Genomic DNA, 17,842 nt, shown 5'->3' on the forward strand with positions numbered 1-17,842 from the left:
TGCAAGCTCAGAAGAGGAAAGGTTGCAAGCTATCCCTAAAAAACTCAGCGTTCAAAAGCGAGAGCAACTAATCTTGGCTTATTGTGGTGATGTCTGGAGAACAGTCCAGGATATAACAATCTATTTAGGGCGCAAGAAAGATTACCTGCGTAACAAGGTTCTCCCACAGCTCACGGAGTCTGGTAAATTAGAGATGCGTTTCCCGGACACGCCTAACCACCCCAATCAACAATACAAAGCAAAGAAGCACGAATAGTTATATACCCCTTCACTGAATTCACCTTAGAGTCGGCTATTGCCGAACTCTTGGTACAGTAAGGCTATAGATATTGCCTAGGAAGCAAGCTGGAATGCAGAAAGCGAGGGAGGGGGGGGACTTCTTTTCGATGGTGTAGTTGCTGGGGTCGGAGGCTAGGTGTTCTTCGAGGATACGAAGGCGCTCCAGATTACTGAGATGTTTGGACATAGCCGTTTGGGGTGTACCACCCCGCCCTACTGTCAACTTTTTTCAGTATCCCATGAGTACACTCTACCTTGCCGTAGCCGTGTGCCTAGTGGCCGGTGTACTGCTTGCGACGGGCGTCGATGCCGAGGAAGATGAAGAGGAGGAAGGTGAAGCCCCAGAGTGATGAGCCCCCGTAACTGAAGAAGGGTAAGGGAATACCGATCACGGGGACGAGCCCCAGCACCATCCCGACATTGATGAAGAGATGGAAGAGGAAGATCGAGGCCACACAATAGCCATAGACCCGCCCGAACTTCGTCACTTGGCGCTCGGCTAGTGCGACGATGCGTAGGATGAAGATAGCGTAGGCGATGAGGAGGGCAGAGGAGCCGATGAAGCCCGATTCTTCGCCTACGGTGCAGAAGATGAAGTCCGTCTCTTGCTCGGGGACATAGTTCAGCTTGGTCTGCGTCCCCTTGAGGAAGCCCTTCCCCGTCAAGCCCCCCGAGCCGATGGCGATCTTCGACTGGTCGACGTTGTACCCCTTGCCCTTGAGGTCGCTCTCGATGCCGAGGGCGATCTTGATACGCACCTGCTGGTGAGGCTGGAGAATATCATTGAAGACATAGTTCACCGAGAAGAAGAAGCCCAGCGAACCTAGGGCAAAGACTGCCAAGAGAAGATAGCGAAGGAGGTATTCCCTCAGTGCTAGGTAGGCGAAGAAGCCGACGAGGAGGAGGACCAGCGTAAGGGCTACATAGACGAGGTTGAAGCTCACGAAGAAGTTCACCACCCCTGCGATGAGGTAGACCCCAGCGACAATGCCCGCCCCGTAGAGGAGGTAGCGCCAGCGGTTGCGCCAATCATGGGTATAGACGCCGAAGAGAGCTGCGGAGAAGGCGAGGATGGCATTACAGACGAAGAAGAAGTCGGCATCTGTACGCTCCCACCACAGCGTATCCTCCAGCACGAGCGCCGAGATGAAGTAGACCGCTGCCGAAGCACTTAGCCCCATGAAGAGCCCCGAGAAGCCTTCTCGGTAGAGGGCTAGGAAGAGGGCAAGGAAGACAAGGGCGGAACCCGTCTCCTGCTGGAGTAGGATCAGCAGGATGGGGAAGAAGATAATCCCAAAGATCTTGAGGTAGCTACGGATGGAGTCGATCTTGAACTCGTACTGATTGCATAGCCAGGCCAGGGTAAGGGCCGTAGCTACCTTAGCGAACTCTGCCGGCTGTAGGCGCACGGGACCCAGCACGAGCCACGAGCGGGAGCCCTTGATATCGGGGGCGATGACGATGGTCACCATCAGCAGGAGCATCATCGCCCCATAGAAGAGCGGTGCCCCCACCTCGTAGATATCGGTATTGAGCGAGAGGACAGCGAAGCCGATGAGTACACCGAGCCCGATCCAAAGCAGCTGCATCATTGGACGCCCCCCAGGACTAAGAAGCTCCTCCGTCTCGAAGTTGTACGACGCCCCGCAGATGGAGAGCCATCCGAAGAAGACAAGGAGCAGATACATCAGGATCGTCACCCAGTCAATGCTCCTGATGAAGGAGGGGGAGGAAGAGGACTGTCGCATGCGTGAGGCGGCTAGGGCTATGGGTTAGATATCATTGATATAGGAGATCGTCCGGTGCTCCATCGAAGAGGCAATGGCTTCGCCTGAGCCTGAGAGCTTACCGCCACGCAGGTAGTACTCCATCATCACCCGCCCAATGGGTACGCCGAACTGCGCCCCGAAGCCCCCGTTCTCGACATAGACCGACACAGCGATCTTGGGCTGGGTGCGTGGGGCGAAGCCGATGAAGGCCGAGTGGTCCTTACCATGGGGATTCTCCGCCGTACCCGTCTTACCACAGACTTCGATCTCCCCGGGGGCGAAGTTCGCACCTCGGCATGTACCCCCCGTGACCGCCCCAGCCATACCAGCGACGATGTACTCCCAGTGCTCCCGAGAGATCCCCGTGGGCTGATGGTTGCGGTACATGGTATCTATGGGCATGCCCTTGATCGAATGGACGACGTGCGGACGGATGTAGTAGCCTCGGTTGGCGATGAGGGCGGCGAGGTTAGCTATCTGTAGAGGAGTAGCTAGGACTTCCCCCTGTCCGATAGCGATCGAGATGATGGAGCTAGCATTCCAGCGTCCCTTATAGACCTTGTCATAGACCCCACTATTCGGGATGTAGCCACGCTTCTCTCCGACGAGGTCGACACCGAGGCGGTAGCCGTAGCCGAGGGAGACGATACGTTGCTTCCAGTGCTCTAGAGCGACGGCTGCCGAAGGGTAGCGCTTGCGGTCGTCGAGCATGAAGTGTAGGCCCCAGCAGAAGTAGGCATTACACGACGTGGCAAGGGCAGGGATGAGGGAGATGGGGCTGGGATGGCTGTGGCACTTCGGGCGATTCCCTAGGGGCGGATAGCCGTGGTAGCAGGAGAGCGCCATGGAGGGATTGATGGAGCCTTCCTCGAGGAAGATCGCCCCTTGGGCGGGCTTGAAGGTAGAGCCTGGAGGGTAGTTCCCTTGGATCGCACGATTAAGTAGAGGCTTACCGAAGGTCTCCTCGAGCATGCGGTGATTCTCCCCCTTACTCTTGCCTGCGAGGAGCTCAGGGTCGTAGTTGGGAGCTGTGACGAGGGCTAGGATCTCACCTGTCTCAGGCTCGATGGCGACGATCGCCCCACGCTTGCCCCGCATCATACGCTCGCCTAGCTCCTGCAGACCAGCATCGATGGAGAGGGTGAGGTCTCTACCAGCCACGGGGGCTCTGTCATGTGCTCCGGCATCGAGACGCCCCTGGATACGGCCACGGGCATCGCGGTAGAAGATCTCCTCCCCCTTCACGCCTCGGAGCACCTCCTCATAGGTACGCTCTACGCCACTGCGCCCCACGAAGTCGCCTCGCATGATCGAGCTATCTCGCTGGAGGTCACTGGTGCTTGCCTCAGAGAGGTAGCCCAGCAGATGGGCAGCATGGTGATAGTTGTACTGACGGATGGTGCGGGAGCGTACAGAGAAGCCTGGGAACTTATACAACTGCTCCTCGAAGCGCCCTACTTCCTCGGGCTCGAGCTGGGAGAGGAAGACCTGGGGAGTATAGGGATTGTAGCCCCGATTGACTCTTCGGTCACGGACGGCTTCGAGCTTCTGGACGATCTCCTCACGGGGAAGGCCCAGCGTCGAGGCCAGTAGTGTGGTGTCGAGCTTGCCCTTAGCCTCATGATTGACGATCATCAGATCATAGATCGGACGATTAGCGACTAGGAGCTCGCCCTTGCGGTCGAAGATGACCCCACGAGCAGGTATGGTGGTGAGGATGTAATAGGCATTGTTCTCTGCCCGCTGCTTATAGTCATTGCTGACGATTTGCAGGGAGAAGAGTCGAGCGATGAAGATACCGACGATGGCGAAGGTGAGCCCGATGATCAGCCAGCGTCTACGGAAGAGCTCGTCGTTGACCATAGGGAGTGATTACTTGGCACGTGCCCCCTCTCCTGTGCCGAAGAAGAAGAGCGTCATCACCGAGAGTACCCAGGAGAAGGCATAGCCTGTCCCGAAGCTAAGGAGCAGATGCCAGCTCGCTAGCCCCATCCCTGCCTCGAGGCTATAGAGGAGCACATGGTGGATGAGAAGGAGGAGGGTGAGGAGTAGTACCGCCCGGCCCCGTAGCGTGGGGAAGAGAGGCAGGAGATGCTCGGGGGTATTCTTCTCCGTCAGTAGGTACAGGATGGGCTGACGCAGGAAGGCCGTCAGGGTCAGAGCCGAGGCATGCAAGCCTGGCGTCAGGCCGAAGAAGTCGATCAAGAAGCCTAAGACGAAGCCCACGACACAGAGCACACTCCTACTCGTACCTACTGGTAGCAGGAGGAGGAGAAAAGGATAGAGATAAGGGGTGGCTACACGGAAGAGGGCGATGGGACTCAAGACCCACACCTGCAGCGCTACGAAGAGCACTGAGAAGAGAGCAAAGCGCAGATAGGGACTATTCATCTTTGGGGCTTATCGAGTCTTCGAGGGCTCGCACCTCCCGTGCGGGCCTTTCTCGGATGATGTAGACATAGCGTAGGCTCTGGAAGTCGGTAGCTAGACGCACCTGATAGTTGGCGAAGGTACCTGCACTGCCCTTGACCCGGACGGGGATCGTATCGGACACCGTCCCCACCATCATCCCCTCAGGGAAGAGATAGGAGTAGCCACTCGTGGTGATCGTATCCCCCAGATGGGGCTGGGCATGTGGGGGCACATTGCTCAGCATCGCATGGTTGGCATTGGGATTGGAGGTGGCGGTGAGTGTCCCGCTTACTTCCTGCCCGAGGAGGGTGCAGGAGAGGCGGATCTTGGGATTGAGCACAGGGATCACTAGCGAATAGTGATCGGAGACGGTCATCACCGCCCCCACGACCCCCGAAGCGCTCATCACCCCCATATCGGGCTCGACACCATCCCGGCGTCCTTTGTTGATCGTATAGTAGATATCGCCTTGGGGAGAGATCCGATTGACCACCCGAGCGATGATCACTGAGGCAGGGTCTACAGGGAGGCTGTCGGTAGCATGCAGGTGCGGGAGGCGACCATGTGCCTCCGCATCCTGCATCTGCCGAGAGAGGAGCGTATAGGCTGCTCGGAGTCGAGCGTTCTCCCGAAGGAGCTCTTCGTTCTTAGGTCTGAGGTCGATGTAGCTCCACGCCTCGGTCATCAGTTCGCCTACTCGACCGAAGACAGTACTAGTGGCATACCAACCGAGGCTACGTGAATAGAGCGTACCATTGAGGAGCGTACCGAGGGCTATCGCCTCCAAAAGGATGAAGACGAACCAGTGCCGATACTTCTGGAGGAACTCTAGGAGCTTATCCACGGAGACGAAGCTAGGACGAGAGGCTTAGCGGAAGAGGAAGTTGAAGTTATGGACGTTCTTCAGTGCGATACCGGTACCGATAGCGACGGAGTGAAGAGGGTTCTCAGCGATCTTGAACTGTAGGCCAAAGCGCTCACTGAGACGCTTGTCCAGACCACGCAGGAGTGCACCGCCCCCCGTCAGCACGACGCCGTTAGCCACGATGTCGGCATAGAGCTCAGGAGGAGTAGCCTCTAGGGTACGTAGGATGGCGCTCTCGATCTTCCCGATCGAATTGTCTAGGCATTCGCAGATCTCACGATAGTTGACGTCTACCTTGCGGGGCATGGTGTCCATCATGTTCGCACCCCATACCGTGAAGTCAGCAGGAGCATCGTCGAGGTCGGCATATACCGCTCCTACCTGGATCTTGATCTGCTCGGCGGTACGCTCCCCTACCTTGATCTGATGGCGGTCACGCATATGGTCCATGATGTCCTGGGTGAGCTCGTCGCCAGCGGTGTCGATCGACTGATCCTCGACGATCCCTCCTAGGGAGATGACAGCGATCTCAGTAGTACCGCCACCTATGTCTACGATCATGTGCCCCTCTGGAGCGAGCACGTCTATGCCGACACCGATAGCAGCGGCCATGGGTTCGTAGATCATGTAGACGTCACGTCCACCTGCATGCTCATTGGAGTCACGGACAGCTCGGATCTCCACCTCCGTGCTCCCTGATGGGATACAGACGACCATACGGAGCGAGGGAGTGAACCACCCACGGCGACGGCTGATCATGCGTATCATCCCTCGGATCATGTGCTCAGCAGCGTCGAAGTCTGCGATCACGCCTTCCTTCAAGGGACGGATAGTACGGATATTTGCGTTGCCCTTCTCGTACATCTCACGAGCCTTAGTGCCCACGGCGATCATCTCGCCAGTACGGTTGTCGAAGGCTACTACAGAGGGCTCATCCAGGACGATCTTGTCATCCTTGATGATGATGGTATTGGCAGTACCCAGGTCCATCGCCAGCTCCTGCCTAAAGGAAAAAAGTCCCATGCTTATCTTAGTCGTATTGTCTTAATTCTAGTGCTTGAAGTGGCGCACACCCGTCATCACCATCGCTACGCCGAGGCGGTCAGCAGCGGCGATGCTGTCGGCGTCACGTACGGAGCCCCCGGGCTGCGCTATAGCTGTGATCCCGGCCTCAGCAGCGAGGGTGACACAGTCATCGAAGGGGAAGAAGGCATCACTCGAGAGTACTGCCCCGTGGAGGTCAAAGCCGAAGTGTCGAGCCTTAGCAATGGCTTGCTGGAGGGCATCGACACGTGAGGTCTGACCGACGCCCGAGGCGATGAGCTGACCATCCTTACTGAGGACGATCGCATTGCTCTTACTGTGCTTGACGAGCTTCGTCGCGAAGACCAGATCCACGAGCTCCTTATCCGTGGGGGCTACCTTAGTAACGGGCTTCATCTCGGCGGTAGTCTCTACAGCACGGTCGGTCTCCTGAGCGAGCACCCCACCGAGCATCGATCGGTACGACCAGGTAGCGTGGATAGGCTCGCGCTGGCGCAGTAGGATGCGGTTCTTCTTGCTCTCGAGGATGGGAAGGGCTTCTGCGGTGAAGTCTGGAGCTATCAGCACCTCGAAGAAGAGCTTATTGATCTCTTCGGCTGTCTCGAGGTCTACGGGGCGATTGGCCACGAGCACGCCTCCGAAGGCGGAGACGGGATCACCAGCCAGAGCAGCCTGCCACGCCTCTAGGAGCGTGGGACGAGAAGCACAGCCACAGGCGTTGTTGTGCTTGAGGATGGCGAACGTAGGCTCTGAGAAGTCCTGGATGAGCGAGACGGCAGCCTCGATGTCCTGGAGGTTGTTGTAGGAGAGTTCCTTGCCGTGTAGCTGCTCGAAGTAGCGCTCGAGGTCGCCGTAGAAGACACCCTGCTGATGGGGGTTCTCCCCATAGCGTAGGTGCTTAGCGCCATCAGCGGTGAGGCGAAGGGCTGAGTGCTCTTCCCCATCGAAGTAGCGGAAGATCGCCGAGTCGTAGTGCGAACTGACGGCGAAGGCACGGCAGGCGAAGTGACGACGCTCCTGGAGCGTGGTACGTGCCCCACGAGCGGTGAGGATCTCGTGGAGGGTCGAGTAGTCGGCCTGCGAAGGGACGATGACTACATCCTCGAAGTTCTTAGCAGCGCCACGGATGAGGCTGATACCCCCTATATCGATCTTCTCGATAATGTCTTCTTCGCTAGCACCAGAGGCGACAGTAGCTTCGAAGGGGTATAGGTCCACGATGACTAGATCAATAAGTGAGAGACCGTATTCTGCGACCTCCTTCTGGTCTGTTTCGTGGCTACGTCGGGCGAGGATACCCCCTTGGATAGCGGGGTGTAAGGTCTTGACTCGGCCTCCCAGCATCGAGGGATACTTGGTCAAGTCTTCGACGGCAACGCAAGGGTAGCCCAAGCTCTCGATGAACGCACTAGTTCCGCCGGTCGAGACGAATTCCACTCCCTCCTTGTGAAGGAGTGCTAATATCTCTGCTAGTCCGTCCTTGTGGTACACCGAGATGAGTGCCCTACGTATTACCTTCTCCATGAGTAACTCGTGTATAGTCTTTATTGTGATGTAAATAAGAGCCTGCCTAGCTCGGTGAGTCCCTCGGGGAAGCAACCAAGCTAAGCCACTAAGGCACACAAAAATAAGCTTTTTCTAGCAGTATCTCTGCACCCGAGGCACTTCGGGGAGCGAGAGACCGGCACATCTGCCTCCTAGGGGCGGGCTCTGAGGAAGCTGAGATAGGCCTCTAGGGTCTCGCCGGAGAGGCGTGATCGGTTCGCCTCCGTGAGGGGAAGAAGGAGCGTCCCTCGGGGGAGCAAGGGGAGAAGACCTCCCTTCTCCTCTGCCCTTCGCCGGTAGGTAGCGACCTCACCCTGAGAGCGGAAGCCACGGATCAAGTAGCCCGTGAGCCCGCTTGTCGGGGGCAGGGCTTCGACGCTCAGCACCCACTGCGTGAAGGTCGAATAGCCGAAGCTCTTGAGGGCAAAGTACACCTCATGAGGCTGGATCTCACCCTCGGGGTAGAGGAGGACAAGGCTGGGAACTTCCCCGTCTTCGGCAGAGAGGAAGAGGGGGGCAGTCGGTGCTGTGACCGAGTCCATCGTGGAGGGCTCTTCGGGGGAAGAAGGTCGGGGCCAGCCCTTCAGCTCCCGCCCAGCTCTCAGTCCCTCCAAAAGTGATGAGACATAGGGCAGGAGTTCCTCCCGAGGGTACTGCTCCACGAAGGCTGACAGCTGACGCTCCAGCTGAGCTTCACGCCCAGCGCTAGCCTCGGAGAGGGCGGAGAGCAGGAGCACCTTCGGGCGTAAGTCCTCGGGGATCATGGGGAGCTGGTGGAGGCGCTCCAGTGCTGAGCGCACGGCCTCACGCTCACCCGCTCGGTAGCTGATCCACGCCTCGTCATAGAGTCGCCCTGAGAGCGTGTCCAGCTGGCGAAGCTCGGTGAGATAATCAGCTCGCCCGAGGAGCGAAGCTCGAGGCGACGAGGGGAATTCCCTGACGTAGCGCCTGCGGAGCTCCTCGGCCTTCGCCTGATGCCCCTGTCGGAGCGCTAGGAGTAGATGCCTATAGTGAGCCTCCTCCCGCTCGGGGAAGAGTGGGTAGTCTCGGATGAGGCGAGTATAGAGGAGGTCAGCGTCGGAGAGGAGCTCGAGGCGCTCTGAGAGCAGGCCTGCCATCTTGTAGAGAGCCGTAGCGGTACGGGCCGAGAGGCTATCCTTCGCCTCCGGAGTCAGCGGGAGCGCTCGGAGGTAGAAGGATCGGCTGAGCGAGTCGGCGCCCGCTCCTACCTCTTCCGACGAAGGCTCGGCTTCGGGAAGGGGCGCATTAGCCTGCCCCGTGAGGGGATCCAGTGCAGGGGTACGGCGAGCTCTATTCCAGTCATCCGTGAGGGGGCGGTCGCCCCAGCGATTGAGGAAGCGCTGACGTCCCTCGGCGACCTGCCTAGGATCATCGAAGTAGAAGCCCCGCTTCCCCCCTCCGGTCTCGGTGCGAGTGCTGAGGTTCGCCCCTCGGTAATTCCTCTCTGGGAGCGAACTTCTCCGACGGGAGCGCACTCGGTCGATGAGGCTATCTATATGAGCTAAGCGGGCGGACTCGGTGAGACCAGCCAGATGGAGGAGACTATCGGAGCGCCGAACGAGAAGCGCCTCTCCCCGAAGGAGCTGAAGCCCGGGGAGGAGCTCCTTGATACGGGGGTAATGGGGATGCTTGGGCGAGAGGACGGGGAGAGCAAGAGCGAGGGCGTCATGCGCCTCGGGGTAGCGACGCTCCTGGAGTGCCATGAGGCCTAGTTCTGCCCAGGCTGTAGCCCAAGCGTGGCCCTTCTGCTGGGAGGAATCCACCGCTAGCTGTAGGCTCTGCTTCGCCTCGGCTCTGAGCCCTTCGGTGAGGTAGCGCCCAGCGAGTGCCAGATAGACTTCATCTTGGTAGGGGGCATAGCGACGCTTGGTGGCAAGAGCCCTCAGGCGTGCACTACCCCTGTCCCCTTCAGTCCCGAGGGCAAGGCGTCTCAAGTGAGCAGCGAGCTCCAGCGGAGGCAGGGGTGCCGTCCGCTCAGCCCGAGCGAAGGCACGCTCGGCCTCGGCTCGGTGCCCCAGTGCCTCCTCTACTTGCCCGAGCAGGAAGAGAAGCCTGGAGCGAAGGAGGGGGTGCTTCTCCCGCCCAGCGACGAAGCTTAGGTGAGGCAGGGCTTCGGCCTCACGCCCTCGAGCCAGAGAGAGTTCGGCACGGGCCTGATGATAGAGGTAGGGGGCATGCTTCTCGGCGGTAGCACCACCCTCCTCGAGCCGACGGAGCTCCTCCTCGGCCTCCAGGTAGTCCCCCGAGAGGGTGGCGAGGCGCACGAGCCAGAGGCGGGCTATCTCCCGCACCTCAGGCTCGGTAGCATAGCGACGGGAGATGTCCTCGAAGGTGGAGCGAGCCTCCCCCAGACGTCCCTCGTAGAGGTAACTGCTGCCGAGCAGGAGCCACGCCTCGGAGAGGGCGGGATTGTACTCGGTCTTCTCCTCCAGGCGCACGGCCTCGGGATCTCGGCGCCAGCCTGGTGCCTTCTGGGGCTTACGGGTGATGCTGTGCTCACGGATAGCCTTCTCGGCCTTCTCGATCGCACGGGTGAAGTCCCCAGCCTTCTCCCCTCGCTCCAGACGGAGGGCTAAGGGGTCGAGGTAGAGTCGCTCCGAGTAGTCCTCCCGTGTAGCTTCGACGAAGGCTCGGTAGGACGCCTCGTAGGCTTCCCTAGCATTATAGAGTACATTGTAGCGGGTGGTGAAGGCCTGCCAGCTTCGGGTGGCAGCGGTATTAGCTTGGCGGGAGCAAGCAGAGCCGAAGGCAAGGATACCGAGGAGGAGACTGAGGCTCCCGAGGTGTGCCGTCAGCGACGTAGGCTTCTTTTCCTGAGGAGAGCACTGAGACATTTGCCGAGAGCGAGGAAGAGGAAAAGGAGCAGGATGATGAGGACGCCGGAGGGGACGCTCAGGACGTAATAGCTCAGGAGAAGCCCGCCTACATTCGCCAGAGCGGACAGGATGATCGAGCCGAAGATGATCTGGCGAAAGTCTGAGGTGAAGAGGCCTACCGTCGTCTGAGGGAGCGTGAGTAGACTCAGTAGGAGCATGATGCCCACCGATCGGATCGTCAGTACTAGGCTCACGGCCACGAGCAGGAGGAGGACACGCTCCCAGAGCTCTACCCTCAGCCCCCGCACCCGAGCGAAGTCCGCATCGAAGGCAATATATAGGATACGGCGGTAGCCAAGGACGAAGAGCAGGACCAGCACGAGGGCCAGCGCTCCGAGGGCAATGAGGTCGCCCGAGGTCACGAGGAGGATGTTCCCGAAGAGGTACGAGGGGAGGCTCGTGGCGTAGCCTGGGGTCAAGGTCATGAAGAGCACCCCCAGCGCCATACCCAGTGCCCATACGCTAGCGATGGCCGAATCCTCACGGATCCCCTCGCTTCGGCTCAGCTTCCCGATGGAGAAGGCTGCTAGCACGGCTGCCCCCGCAGCCGAGAGGATGGGATTGATGCCAAGGTACAGCCCCAGACCTATCCCCCCAAACGAAGCGTGCGTGATGCCCCCGCTGACGAAGACGATGCGACGCACGACGATGTACGCTCCCACTAGGCCACAGATGACGGCCGTGAGAAGCGAAGCCCCAAGGGCGTTCTGGAAGAACTGGTAGGAGAAGATGCTTGGCATCCCGATGATGGCGACAGGTGTCGCTAGGCGATGGCCGTAGCTTCGTGACGGCCGACGATCGCGTGGTAATCTCTATTCTCCGACACGATGAGGTAGAGCTCGGGGCGCAGGCTCTCGGGGAATTCGATCCCACGGAGCTGGAGGCTACGTACCCAGCCAGGGACTTCCTCAGTGTCGAGCGACAGGAGGATCTCGCGGAACTCCTCCACCTCTCTCTCAGTATAGCCTGAGGCCGAGGTACCGACATAGCGGTCGAGCTCCTCGTCGTCGTAGTACTCGATACGCTCGCTCACGGCTGCCAGCAGGCTATCGTGCTCACAGGTCAGATGCTGTCCACAGCATCCACCCGAGGGCGGCGTATACTCTTTCTCAGGTTCGACAGCTTCGCCACGAGCGATGCGGCGAGCACGCAGACGTCCCTGCGCATAGCCTATGAGGGCAGCGAGGATACCGAGGGCGGTCAGAGCGATGAAGATGACTAGGATACTTCCCATTATTCGATCTATCTATGAGGTATGATATATGATGCTTATCCATAAGTGCATCTGTGCAAAGATAGTTCATTCGCTAGGATCATTCCTCCGGGGTGCGGGGCTCCTTCCCTCTGCTGGCCGAGGCTGACGGGGTGGGCGAAGGCTCGTCATTGCCCTACTCCCCTACTAAAGATCTGCCAGCTCTCCCCCCTTCACCCGTTTACTTTTTTAATTCTTCTTGCCCGAGGAGGGATATTTTTAAGGGGGAGGAGGCGCTAGTAGCGCTTCGGGAGAGGAAGCAGTAGCGCCTCCGTGGTGGCAGCAGTAGCGCCACTAGCTAACCAACTAAGCATCCTTCCTTTACCCTCTGGTGACGGGGCGAAGGTGGGAGCCCATTCCTTGCACCCCAGAGACGGCACTTCGTCAACATGACAAAAAGAAGCGCCTGCTTGCTAAAATTATTTAGAAAATTGGAGGTTTTTCCGTTACTTTTTCTTATTATATTTGCAACCCCTTAAGTTGCTTTCTTAAGGGTTCTTCGGTTGGATCAGAAGGAAGAAGAGATTGCACAAACTGATACATATACTAAGTAATAATCTACGTATGAAGCAAGCAAGAAAATGGGGTCTCACCCTAGCACTCGCCCTGGCCGCAGGCTGGAGTGCCCTGGCGCAGACCATCAGCTCTCCCAACAAGAGCCTCCAGCTACACTTCTCGATGAGTTCGGACGGTGCTCCTATGTACCGCCTCTCCTTCGCCGATGGGCAGGAGATCATCCGTCCCAGCCATCTGGGTCTGGAGATGACCGACTCGAAGAAGTCCTTCGACAAGGGGCTCGAGGTCACGGGAACAAAGGAGTCTACCTTCGATGAGACTTGGAAGCCCGTCTGGGGCGAAGTCAAGTCGATCCGCAACCACTACAACGAACTCCTCGTCACGCTCAAGAAGAAGAGCAACGGCGATCCCATAGCCATCCGCTTCCGTCTCTTCGATGACGGGCTCGGCTTCCGCTATGAGTTCCCAGGGGGTAAGGACCGCAACTTCTACGTCGTCAAGCGTGAGCTCACCGAGTTCGCTATGACGGGCGACCACAAGGCGCACTGGATCCCAGGCGACTACGACACCGAGGAGTACGACTACCAGCACAGCCGTCTCTCGGAGATCCGTGGCCTATTTGACAAGGCATTCACGGAGAACTGCTCCCAGAAGGCCTTCTCCAAGACCGGTGTCCAGACGCCACTGATGCTCAAGACAGACAAGGGCGTGTACATCAACCTTCATGAAGCTGCTCTTATCGACTTCCCAGCAATAAACCTCGATCTGGACGATAAGACCATGGTCTTCCGTGTCGAACTCACGCCTGACGCTCAGGGCAACCGCGGGCACATCGAAGCGCCTTTCAACACGCCCTGGCGTACCGCTATCGTTAGCCGTGACGCCCGAGACATCCTGGCCTCGAAGCTGACGTACAACCTCAACGAGCCCTGCGCCTACGAGACTACCGACTGGATCAAGCCTATTAAGTATGTAGGGGTCTGGTGGGAGATGATCACCGGCAAGAGCTCTTGGGCCTACACCGACGATCTACCTTACGTGAAGATCGGAGAGACCGACTACTCCAAGGTTCGCCCCAATGGTAAGCACGCTGCCAACACGAAGCATGTGAAGGAGTACATCGACTTCGCAGCCAAGCACGGCTTCGATGCTGTCCTAGTCGAAGGATGGAATATCGGATGGGAGGATTGGTTCGGCAACAGCAAGGACCGAGTATTTGACTTTGTCACCCCTTACCCCGACTTCGACGTCGCTGAGCTCCATGATTACGCCAAGTCGAAGGGCGTGAAGCTCATCATGCACCACGAGACTTCCAGCTCGGTATGGAACTATGAGCGTCACATGGAGAAGGCGTACAAGTTCATGGTCGACAACGGTTATTCCGCCGTCAAGAGTGGCTATGTAGGGAACATCATCCCCCGAGGGGAATACCACTACGGCCAGAGTATGGTCAACCACTACCTACACGCAGTGAAGGAAGCGGCTAAGCACAAGATCTCCGTCAACGCTCACGAGTCTGTACACATGACAGGCCTCAGTCGTACCTACCCCAACCTCATAGCACAGGAGTCGGCACGTGGCCAGGAGTACCAGGCCTTCGGCGGCAGTAAGCCCAACCATCTGACGGTACTGCCCTTTACCCGCCTCATCGGAGGGCCCATGGACTATACCCCTGGTATCTTCCAGATGGACATCAGCAAGTACAATCCACAGAGCAACTCTCACGTCAACACGACCATCTGCAATCAGCTCGCCTGCTATGTGACGATGTATAGTCCCCTGCAGATGGCAGCAGACCTACCCGAGGTGTACGAGAAGCACATGGATGCCTTCCAGTTCATCAAGGACGTGGCTGTAGACTGGGACGACACGAAGATCATCGAGGCTGAGCCAGGTGAATACATCACGATCGCTCGTAAGGCGAAGAACTCCGACAGCTGGTTCGTCGGCAATGTCGCTGGCTACGACGGACACAAGTCGACCCTCTCGCTTGACTTCCTCGACGCTGGTAAGACCTATACGGCTACCATCTACGCCGATGCCAAGGGTGCACACTACAAGACCAACCCTGAGGTCTATACCATCCGCAAGGTGAAGGTCAAGAAGGGCTCTAAGCTCTCCCTGCAGTCTGCTCCTGGTGGTGGCTTCGCCATCTCCATCATCCCTAATTCAGGCAAATAATACCCTCGGGCTACTCGCCTCACGGCTCCACCGGCCGAGGCGGGTAGCCCGATCGTTCTACTAATCCATCACAAACAGAGTACGTAAAATGAAGAAGATTTTACGCCTTACCTACCTCTGTCTCTCCCTACTCCTACTGGCGGTACCTGCACTGGCGCAGGAGGTCCAGATCAAGGGCGTAGTCGTAGACGACAAGGGTGAAGCTGTCATCGGAGCTTCCGTCAAGGTCAAGGAAACACCTCAGGGTGCTATCACCGATATCAACGGAGGATTCACTGTACGAGCTCCTAAGCGCGGACACCTCATCATCTCCAGCATCGGCTATACCACGAAGACCGTACCCCTAGCCTCAGCTACCTTCCCCCTGAAGATCGTCCTCGAGGAGAGCGCTCAGAGCCTCAAGGAGATTGTAGTCGTCGGCTACGGCTCGATGCAGAAGAAGGACCTCACCGGCTCCGTCAGCTCCATCAACGAGAAGAACTTCCAGAAGGGGGCTATCTCTACTGCTGGCGAACTCCTCGTAGGGAAGGTCGCTGGGGTGCAGATCACCCCTGACGGCTCTCCTGGTGCCGGTGGTCGTATCCGTATCCGTGGCGGTGCTTCGCTCAACGCAAGCAACGACCCACTGATCGTCATCGACGGGGTACCCATCGAGAACACCGCAGTAGCCGGTGCTCCTAGTATCCTCAGTTCCATCAACCCTCAGGACATCGCTTCGATGAACGTGCTGAAGGATGCTTCGGCTACGGCTATCTACGGCTCCCGTGCTTCCAACGGTGTGATCATGATCACCACGAAGCGTGGTAAAGTCGGGCAGAAGACCCAGATCGCTGTCTCCGTGCAGAGCTCGCTCTCCGAAGCTGCCCGCCGTGTACGTGTGCTCTCGGCAGACGAATATCGTGCCCTGATTCAGCGTATCGACCCCGCTTCTGCTTCTAAGCTTGGCACAGCCAATACAGACTGGCAGGATGAGATCTATCAGCTGGCCTACGGCGGTGACTACAACCTCAGCGTCAGCGGTGCAGCAGGCAAGCTCCCCTATCGTGTCTCTACGGGCTTCTACCACCAGCAGGGCGTACTGAAGACCGACCAGATGAACCGTGTCAGCGGTGACTTCAGCATCAATCCTCGCCTCTTCGACAGTCATCTAGCCATCGACGCTAGCGTGAAGGTCACAGCGACGCACAACCGCTTCGCCAACAAGGACGCTATCGGTGCTGCTGTCCAGTTTGACCCCACGCGTCCTGTCCGTGACAACGATGCTAAGTTCGCTCCCTTCGGGGGCTACTGGGCTTGGATGGACGGTGCTAACCTGCAGACGCTAGCACCACGCAACCCCGTCGCTCTCCTCCAGCAGAAGGAAGACGTCAGCGATGTCTTCCGCACCATCAGTAACCTGAAGCTGGACTACAAGCTCCACTTCCTCCCCGAGCTCAAGCTCAATGTCAACCTCGGCTACGACTACGCCTCCGGTAAGGGGAGCGTCATCATCCCCGCCGCCTCTGCGCTAGGCTGGCAGCGCTTCACCTACAAGCAGGCTGGCAAGCCCGACGAACTGAAGAGCGGGACGAACAACACCTACGACCAGCGTAAGCGTAGCTTGCTCTTTGACTTCTACGCTAACTATGTCAAGGAGTTCTCCTCTATCAAGAGTCGCCTCGACGTCATGGCAGGGTATTCGTACCAGGACTGGAAGACCTATGTCCACAATACGCCTGACTACACCTACGACAAGACGCTGGTCTCGGCTCCTACCTACGAGTACGACTATCCTCAGAATACCCTCGTCTCCTTCTACGGACGTCTGAACTATAGCCTTCTGGATCGCTACCTCCTCACGGCTACTGTCCGTGCTGACGGCTCCTCTCGCTTCAGCAAGGAGAATCGCTGGGGTATCTTCCCTGCACTAGCTCTAGCTTGGCGTATCAACCAGGAATCCTTCCTCAAGGATACCTACTGGATCGATGACCTGAAGCTCCGCCTCGGTTACGGGGTCACAGGGCAGCAGGATGGTATCGGTAACTACACCTACCTACCCTTCTACTCGCTAAGCACGAACACGGCTCGCTACCAGTTCGGCGACACGTACTACAACATGCTTCGCCCAGCTGCCTACGATGCCAACATCCACTGGGAGCAGACCGCTACCTACAACGTGGGCCTCGACTACAGCTTCATTAAGGGTCGTCTCTCAGGGACACTGGACTTCTACCAGAAGAACACCAGCGACCTCTTGAACGAGATCCCTACTCCCGCTGGAGCGAACTTCTCGAATCGTATCCTGACGAACGTAGGGAACATCACCAGCAAGGGCTTCGAACTTAGCATCAACGCTACACCTGTACAGACCAAGCGTTTCTCCTGGGATGTGAGCTATAATATCAGCTCTAACAGCACCAAGATCACCAAGCTCAACGCCGTCGAGGTACCCGGCTATCAGGGTGTCCCCACTGGTGGTGTCACCGGTGGTACGGGTACTAATGTCCAGATCCACTCCGTAGGCTACGCTCCTGGTACCTTCTTCGTCTACCAGCAGAAGTACGACGCTAATGGCAAGCCTCTGGAAGGCCAGTTCGTCGACCGTAATAACGACGGTGTCATCAACGAGCTCGACAAGTATCGTACGCACAACCCCGAACCAAAGGTCATCATGGGCTTCTCTACTAGCCTCTCGCTCGACCGCTGGACGCTCTCGACCTCGCTCCGTGCTAGCCTCGGGAACTACATCTACGACAACGTCTCCTCGTACATGGCGACACGTACCGCTGTGCTGAACTCGGGCCAGTACTTCCGCAATACTACTCCTGAGATCAATGCTTCGGACTTCAAGAACAGCAACGACAAGCAGATCATCTCGGACTACTACCTGCACAAGGCATCGTTCCTCAAGATGGACAATCTCTCCCTCAGCTACGACTTCGGGCGAATCCTTGGGCGTGCTAACCTCCGTGCTTCGGCTACGGTGCAGAATGTCTTCACCCTCTCTCCCTACAAGGGTCTTGACCCTGAGCGGGCGATCGACTTCAGCCTGTACCCCATACCACGCACCTACACGCTCAATCTATCTCTCTCACTCTAATGC

General features: G+C 58.0%; 11 protein-coding genes and 1 pseudogene. 3 read left to right on the forward strand and 9 right to left on the reverse strand.

What is annotated here, in order from left to right; genetic code table 11:
- Window positions 1-256, forward strand: a pseudogene (locus tag HMPREF1556_RS08795) (hypothetical protein); the annotation flags it as partial.
- 295 nt (window positions 257-551) lie between these two features.
- On the opposite strand, the gene rodA reads toward HMPREF1556_RS08795, so the two are convergent.
- From rodA to HMPREF1556_RS01950, 9 genes are all read right to left on the reverse strand, one after another.
- The gene (rodA, locus tag HMPREF1556_RS01910) at window positions 552-2,027 is read right to left on the reverse strand and encodes a rod shape-determining protein RodA (protein WP_021666509.1); all 1,476 of its coding nucleotides are present in this window, start codon (window positions 2,025-2,027) and stop codon (window positions 552-554) included.
- A 24-nt stretch (window positions 2,028-2,051) separates the two neighbouring features.
- Window positions 2,052-3,911, reverse strand: coding sequence for a penicillin-binding protein 2 (gene mrdA, locus HMPREF1556_RS01915; protein WP_021666510.1), 1,860 nt, complete (start codon window positions 3,909-3,911; stop codon window positions 2,052-2,054).
- Between the two features lie 9 nt (window positions 3,912-3,920).
- Complete coding sequence (locus HMPREF1556_RS01920) at window positions 3,921-4,439, reverse strand: hypothetical protein (protein ID WP_021666511.1); 519 nt, start codon at window positions 4,437-4,439, stop codon at window positions 3,921-3,923.
- Window positions 4,432-5,304: a rod shape-determining protein MreC gene (gene mreC, locus HMPREF1556_RS01925; protein WP_021666512.1), complete on the reverse strand. Its 873-nt coding sequence runs from the start codon at window positions 5,302-5,304 to the stop codon at window positions 4,432-4,434. Before mreC ends, HMPREF1556_RS01920 begins: the two co-directional genes overlap by 8 nt.
- A 24-nt stretch (window positions 5,305-5,328) precedes the next feature.
- Window positions 5,329-6,348, reverse strand: coding sequence for a rod shape-determining protein (locus tag HMPREF1556_RS01930; RefSeq protein ID WP_021666513.1), 1,020 nt, complete (start codon window positions 6,346-6,348; stop codon window positions 5,329-5,331).
- Window positions 6,349-6,375: 27 nt separating this feature from the next.
- Window positions 6,376-7,893 (reverse strand): bifunctional phosphoribosylaminoimidazolecarboxamide formyltransferase/IMP cyclohydrolase, encoded by a 1,518-nt coding sequence (purH, locus tag HMPREF1556_RS01935; RefSeq protein WP_021666514.1) that lies wholly within the window; start codon window positions 7,891-7,893, stop codon window positions 6,376-6,378.
- Between the two features lie 173 nt (window positions 7,894-8,066).
- Window positions 8,067-10,769: a tetratricopeptide repeat protein gene (locus HMPREF1556_RS01940; RefSeq protein ID WP_021666515.1), complete on the reverse strand. Its 2,703-nt coding sequence runs from the start codon at window positions 10,767-10,769 to the stop codon at window positions 8,067-8,069.
- Window positions 10,727-11,551, reverse strand: coding sequence for a metal ABC transporter permease (locus HMPREF1556_RS01945; protein WP_021666516.1), 825 nt, complete (start codon window positions 11,549-11,551; stop codon window positions 10,727-10,729). The genes HMPREF1556_RS01940 and HMPREF1556_RS01945 overlap by 43 nt, the downstream gene beginning before the upstream one ends.
- Before the next feature lie 23 nt (window positions 11,552-11,574).
- The gene (locus HMPREF1556_RS01950; RefSeq protein WP_021666517.1) at window positions 11,575-12,045 is read right to left on the reverse strand and encodes a hypothetical protein; all 471 of its coding nucleotides are present in this window, start codon (window positions 12,043-12,045) and stop codon (window positions 11,575-11,577) included.
- Window positions 12,046-12,627: 582 nt separating this feature from the next.
- Here HMPREF1556_RS01950 and HMPREF1556_RS01955 point away from each other — a divergent pair.
- The gene (locus HMPREF1556_RS01955) at window positions 12,628-14,760 is read left to right on the forward strand and encodes a glycoside hydrolase family 97 protein (RefSeq protein WP_021666519.1); all 2,133 of its coding nucleotides are present in this window, start codon (window positions 12,628-12,630) and stop codon (window positions 14,758-14,760) included.
- 88 nt (window positions 14,761-14,848) lie between these two features.
- Entirely contained in the window at window positions 14,849-17,839 is a 2,991-nt protein-coding gene (locus tag HMPREF1556_RS01960) for a TonB-dependent receptor (protein ID WP_021666520.1), read from the forward strand.
- Window positions 17,840-17,842: the final 3 nt, after the last annotated feature.

Source organism: Porphyromonas sp. oral taxon 278 str. W7784, assembly GCF_000467855.2.
Taxonomy (GTDB): domain Bacteria; phylum Bacteroidota; class Bacteroidia; order Bacteroidales; family Porphyromonadaceae; genus Porphyromonas.

What these genes read in the sequence shown, in the direction of transcription:
- rodA (WP_021666509.1), bottom strand. Translation starts at nt 2,027, where the DNA reads ATGCGACAGTCCTCTTCCTCCCCCTCCTTCATCAGGAGCATTGACTGG.
- mrdA (WP_021666510.1), bottom strand. Translation starts at nt 3,911, where the DNA reads ATGGTCAACGACGAGCTCTTCCGTAGACGCTGGCTGATCATCGGGCTC.
- HMPREF1556_RS01920 (WP_021666511.1), bottom strand. Translation starts at nt 4,439, where the DNA reads ATGAATAGTCCCTATCTGCGCTTTGCTCTCTTCTCAGTGCTCTTCGTA.
- HMPREF1556_RS01930 (WP_021666513.1), bottom strand. Translation starts at nt 6,348, where the DNA reads ATGGGACTTTTTTCCTTTAGGCAGGAGCTGGCGATGGACCTGGGTACT.
- purH (WP_021666514.1), bottom strand. Translation starts at nt 7,893, where the DNA reads ATGGAGAAGGTAATACGTAGGGCACTCATCTCGGTGTACCACAAGGAC.
- HMPREF1556_RS01940 (WP_021666515.1), bottom strand. Translation starts at nt 10,769, where the DNA reads ATGTCTCAGTGCTCTCCTCAGGAAAAGAAGCCTACGTCGCTGACGGCA.
- HMPREF1556_RS01945 (WP_021666516.1), bottom strand. Translation starts at nt 11,551, where the DNA reads ATGCCAAGCATCTTCTCCTACCAGTTCTTCCAGAACGCCCTTGGGGCT.
- HMPREF1556_RS01950 (WP_021666517.1), bottom strand. Translation starts at nt 12,045, where the DNA reads ATGGGAAGTATCCTAGTCATCTTCATCGCTCTGACCGCCCTCGGTATC.
- HMPREF1556_RS01955 (WP_021666519.1), top strand. Translation starts at nt 12,628, where the DNA reads ATGAAGCAAGCAAGAAAATGGGGTCTCACCCTAGCACTCGCCCTGGCC.
- HMPREF1556_RS01960 (WP_021666520.1), top strand. Translation starts at nt 14,849, where the DNA reads ATGAAGAAGATTTTACGCCTTACCTACCTCTGTCTCTCCCTACTCCTA.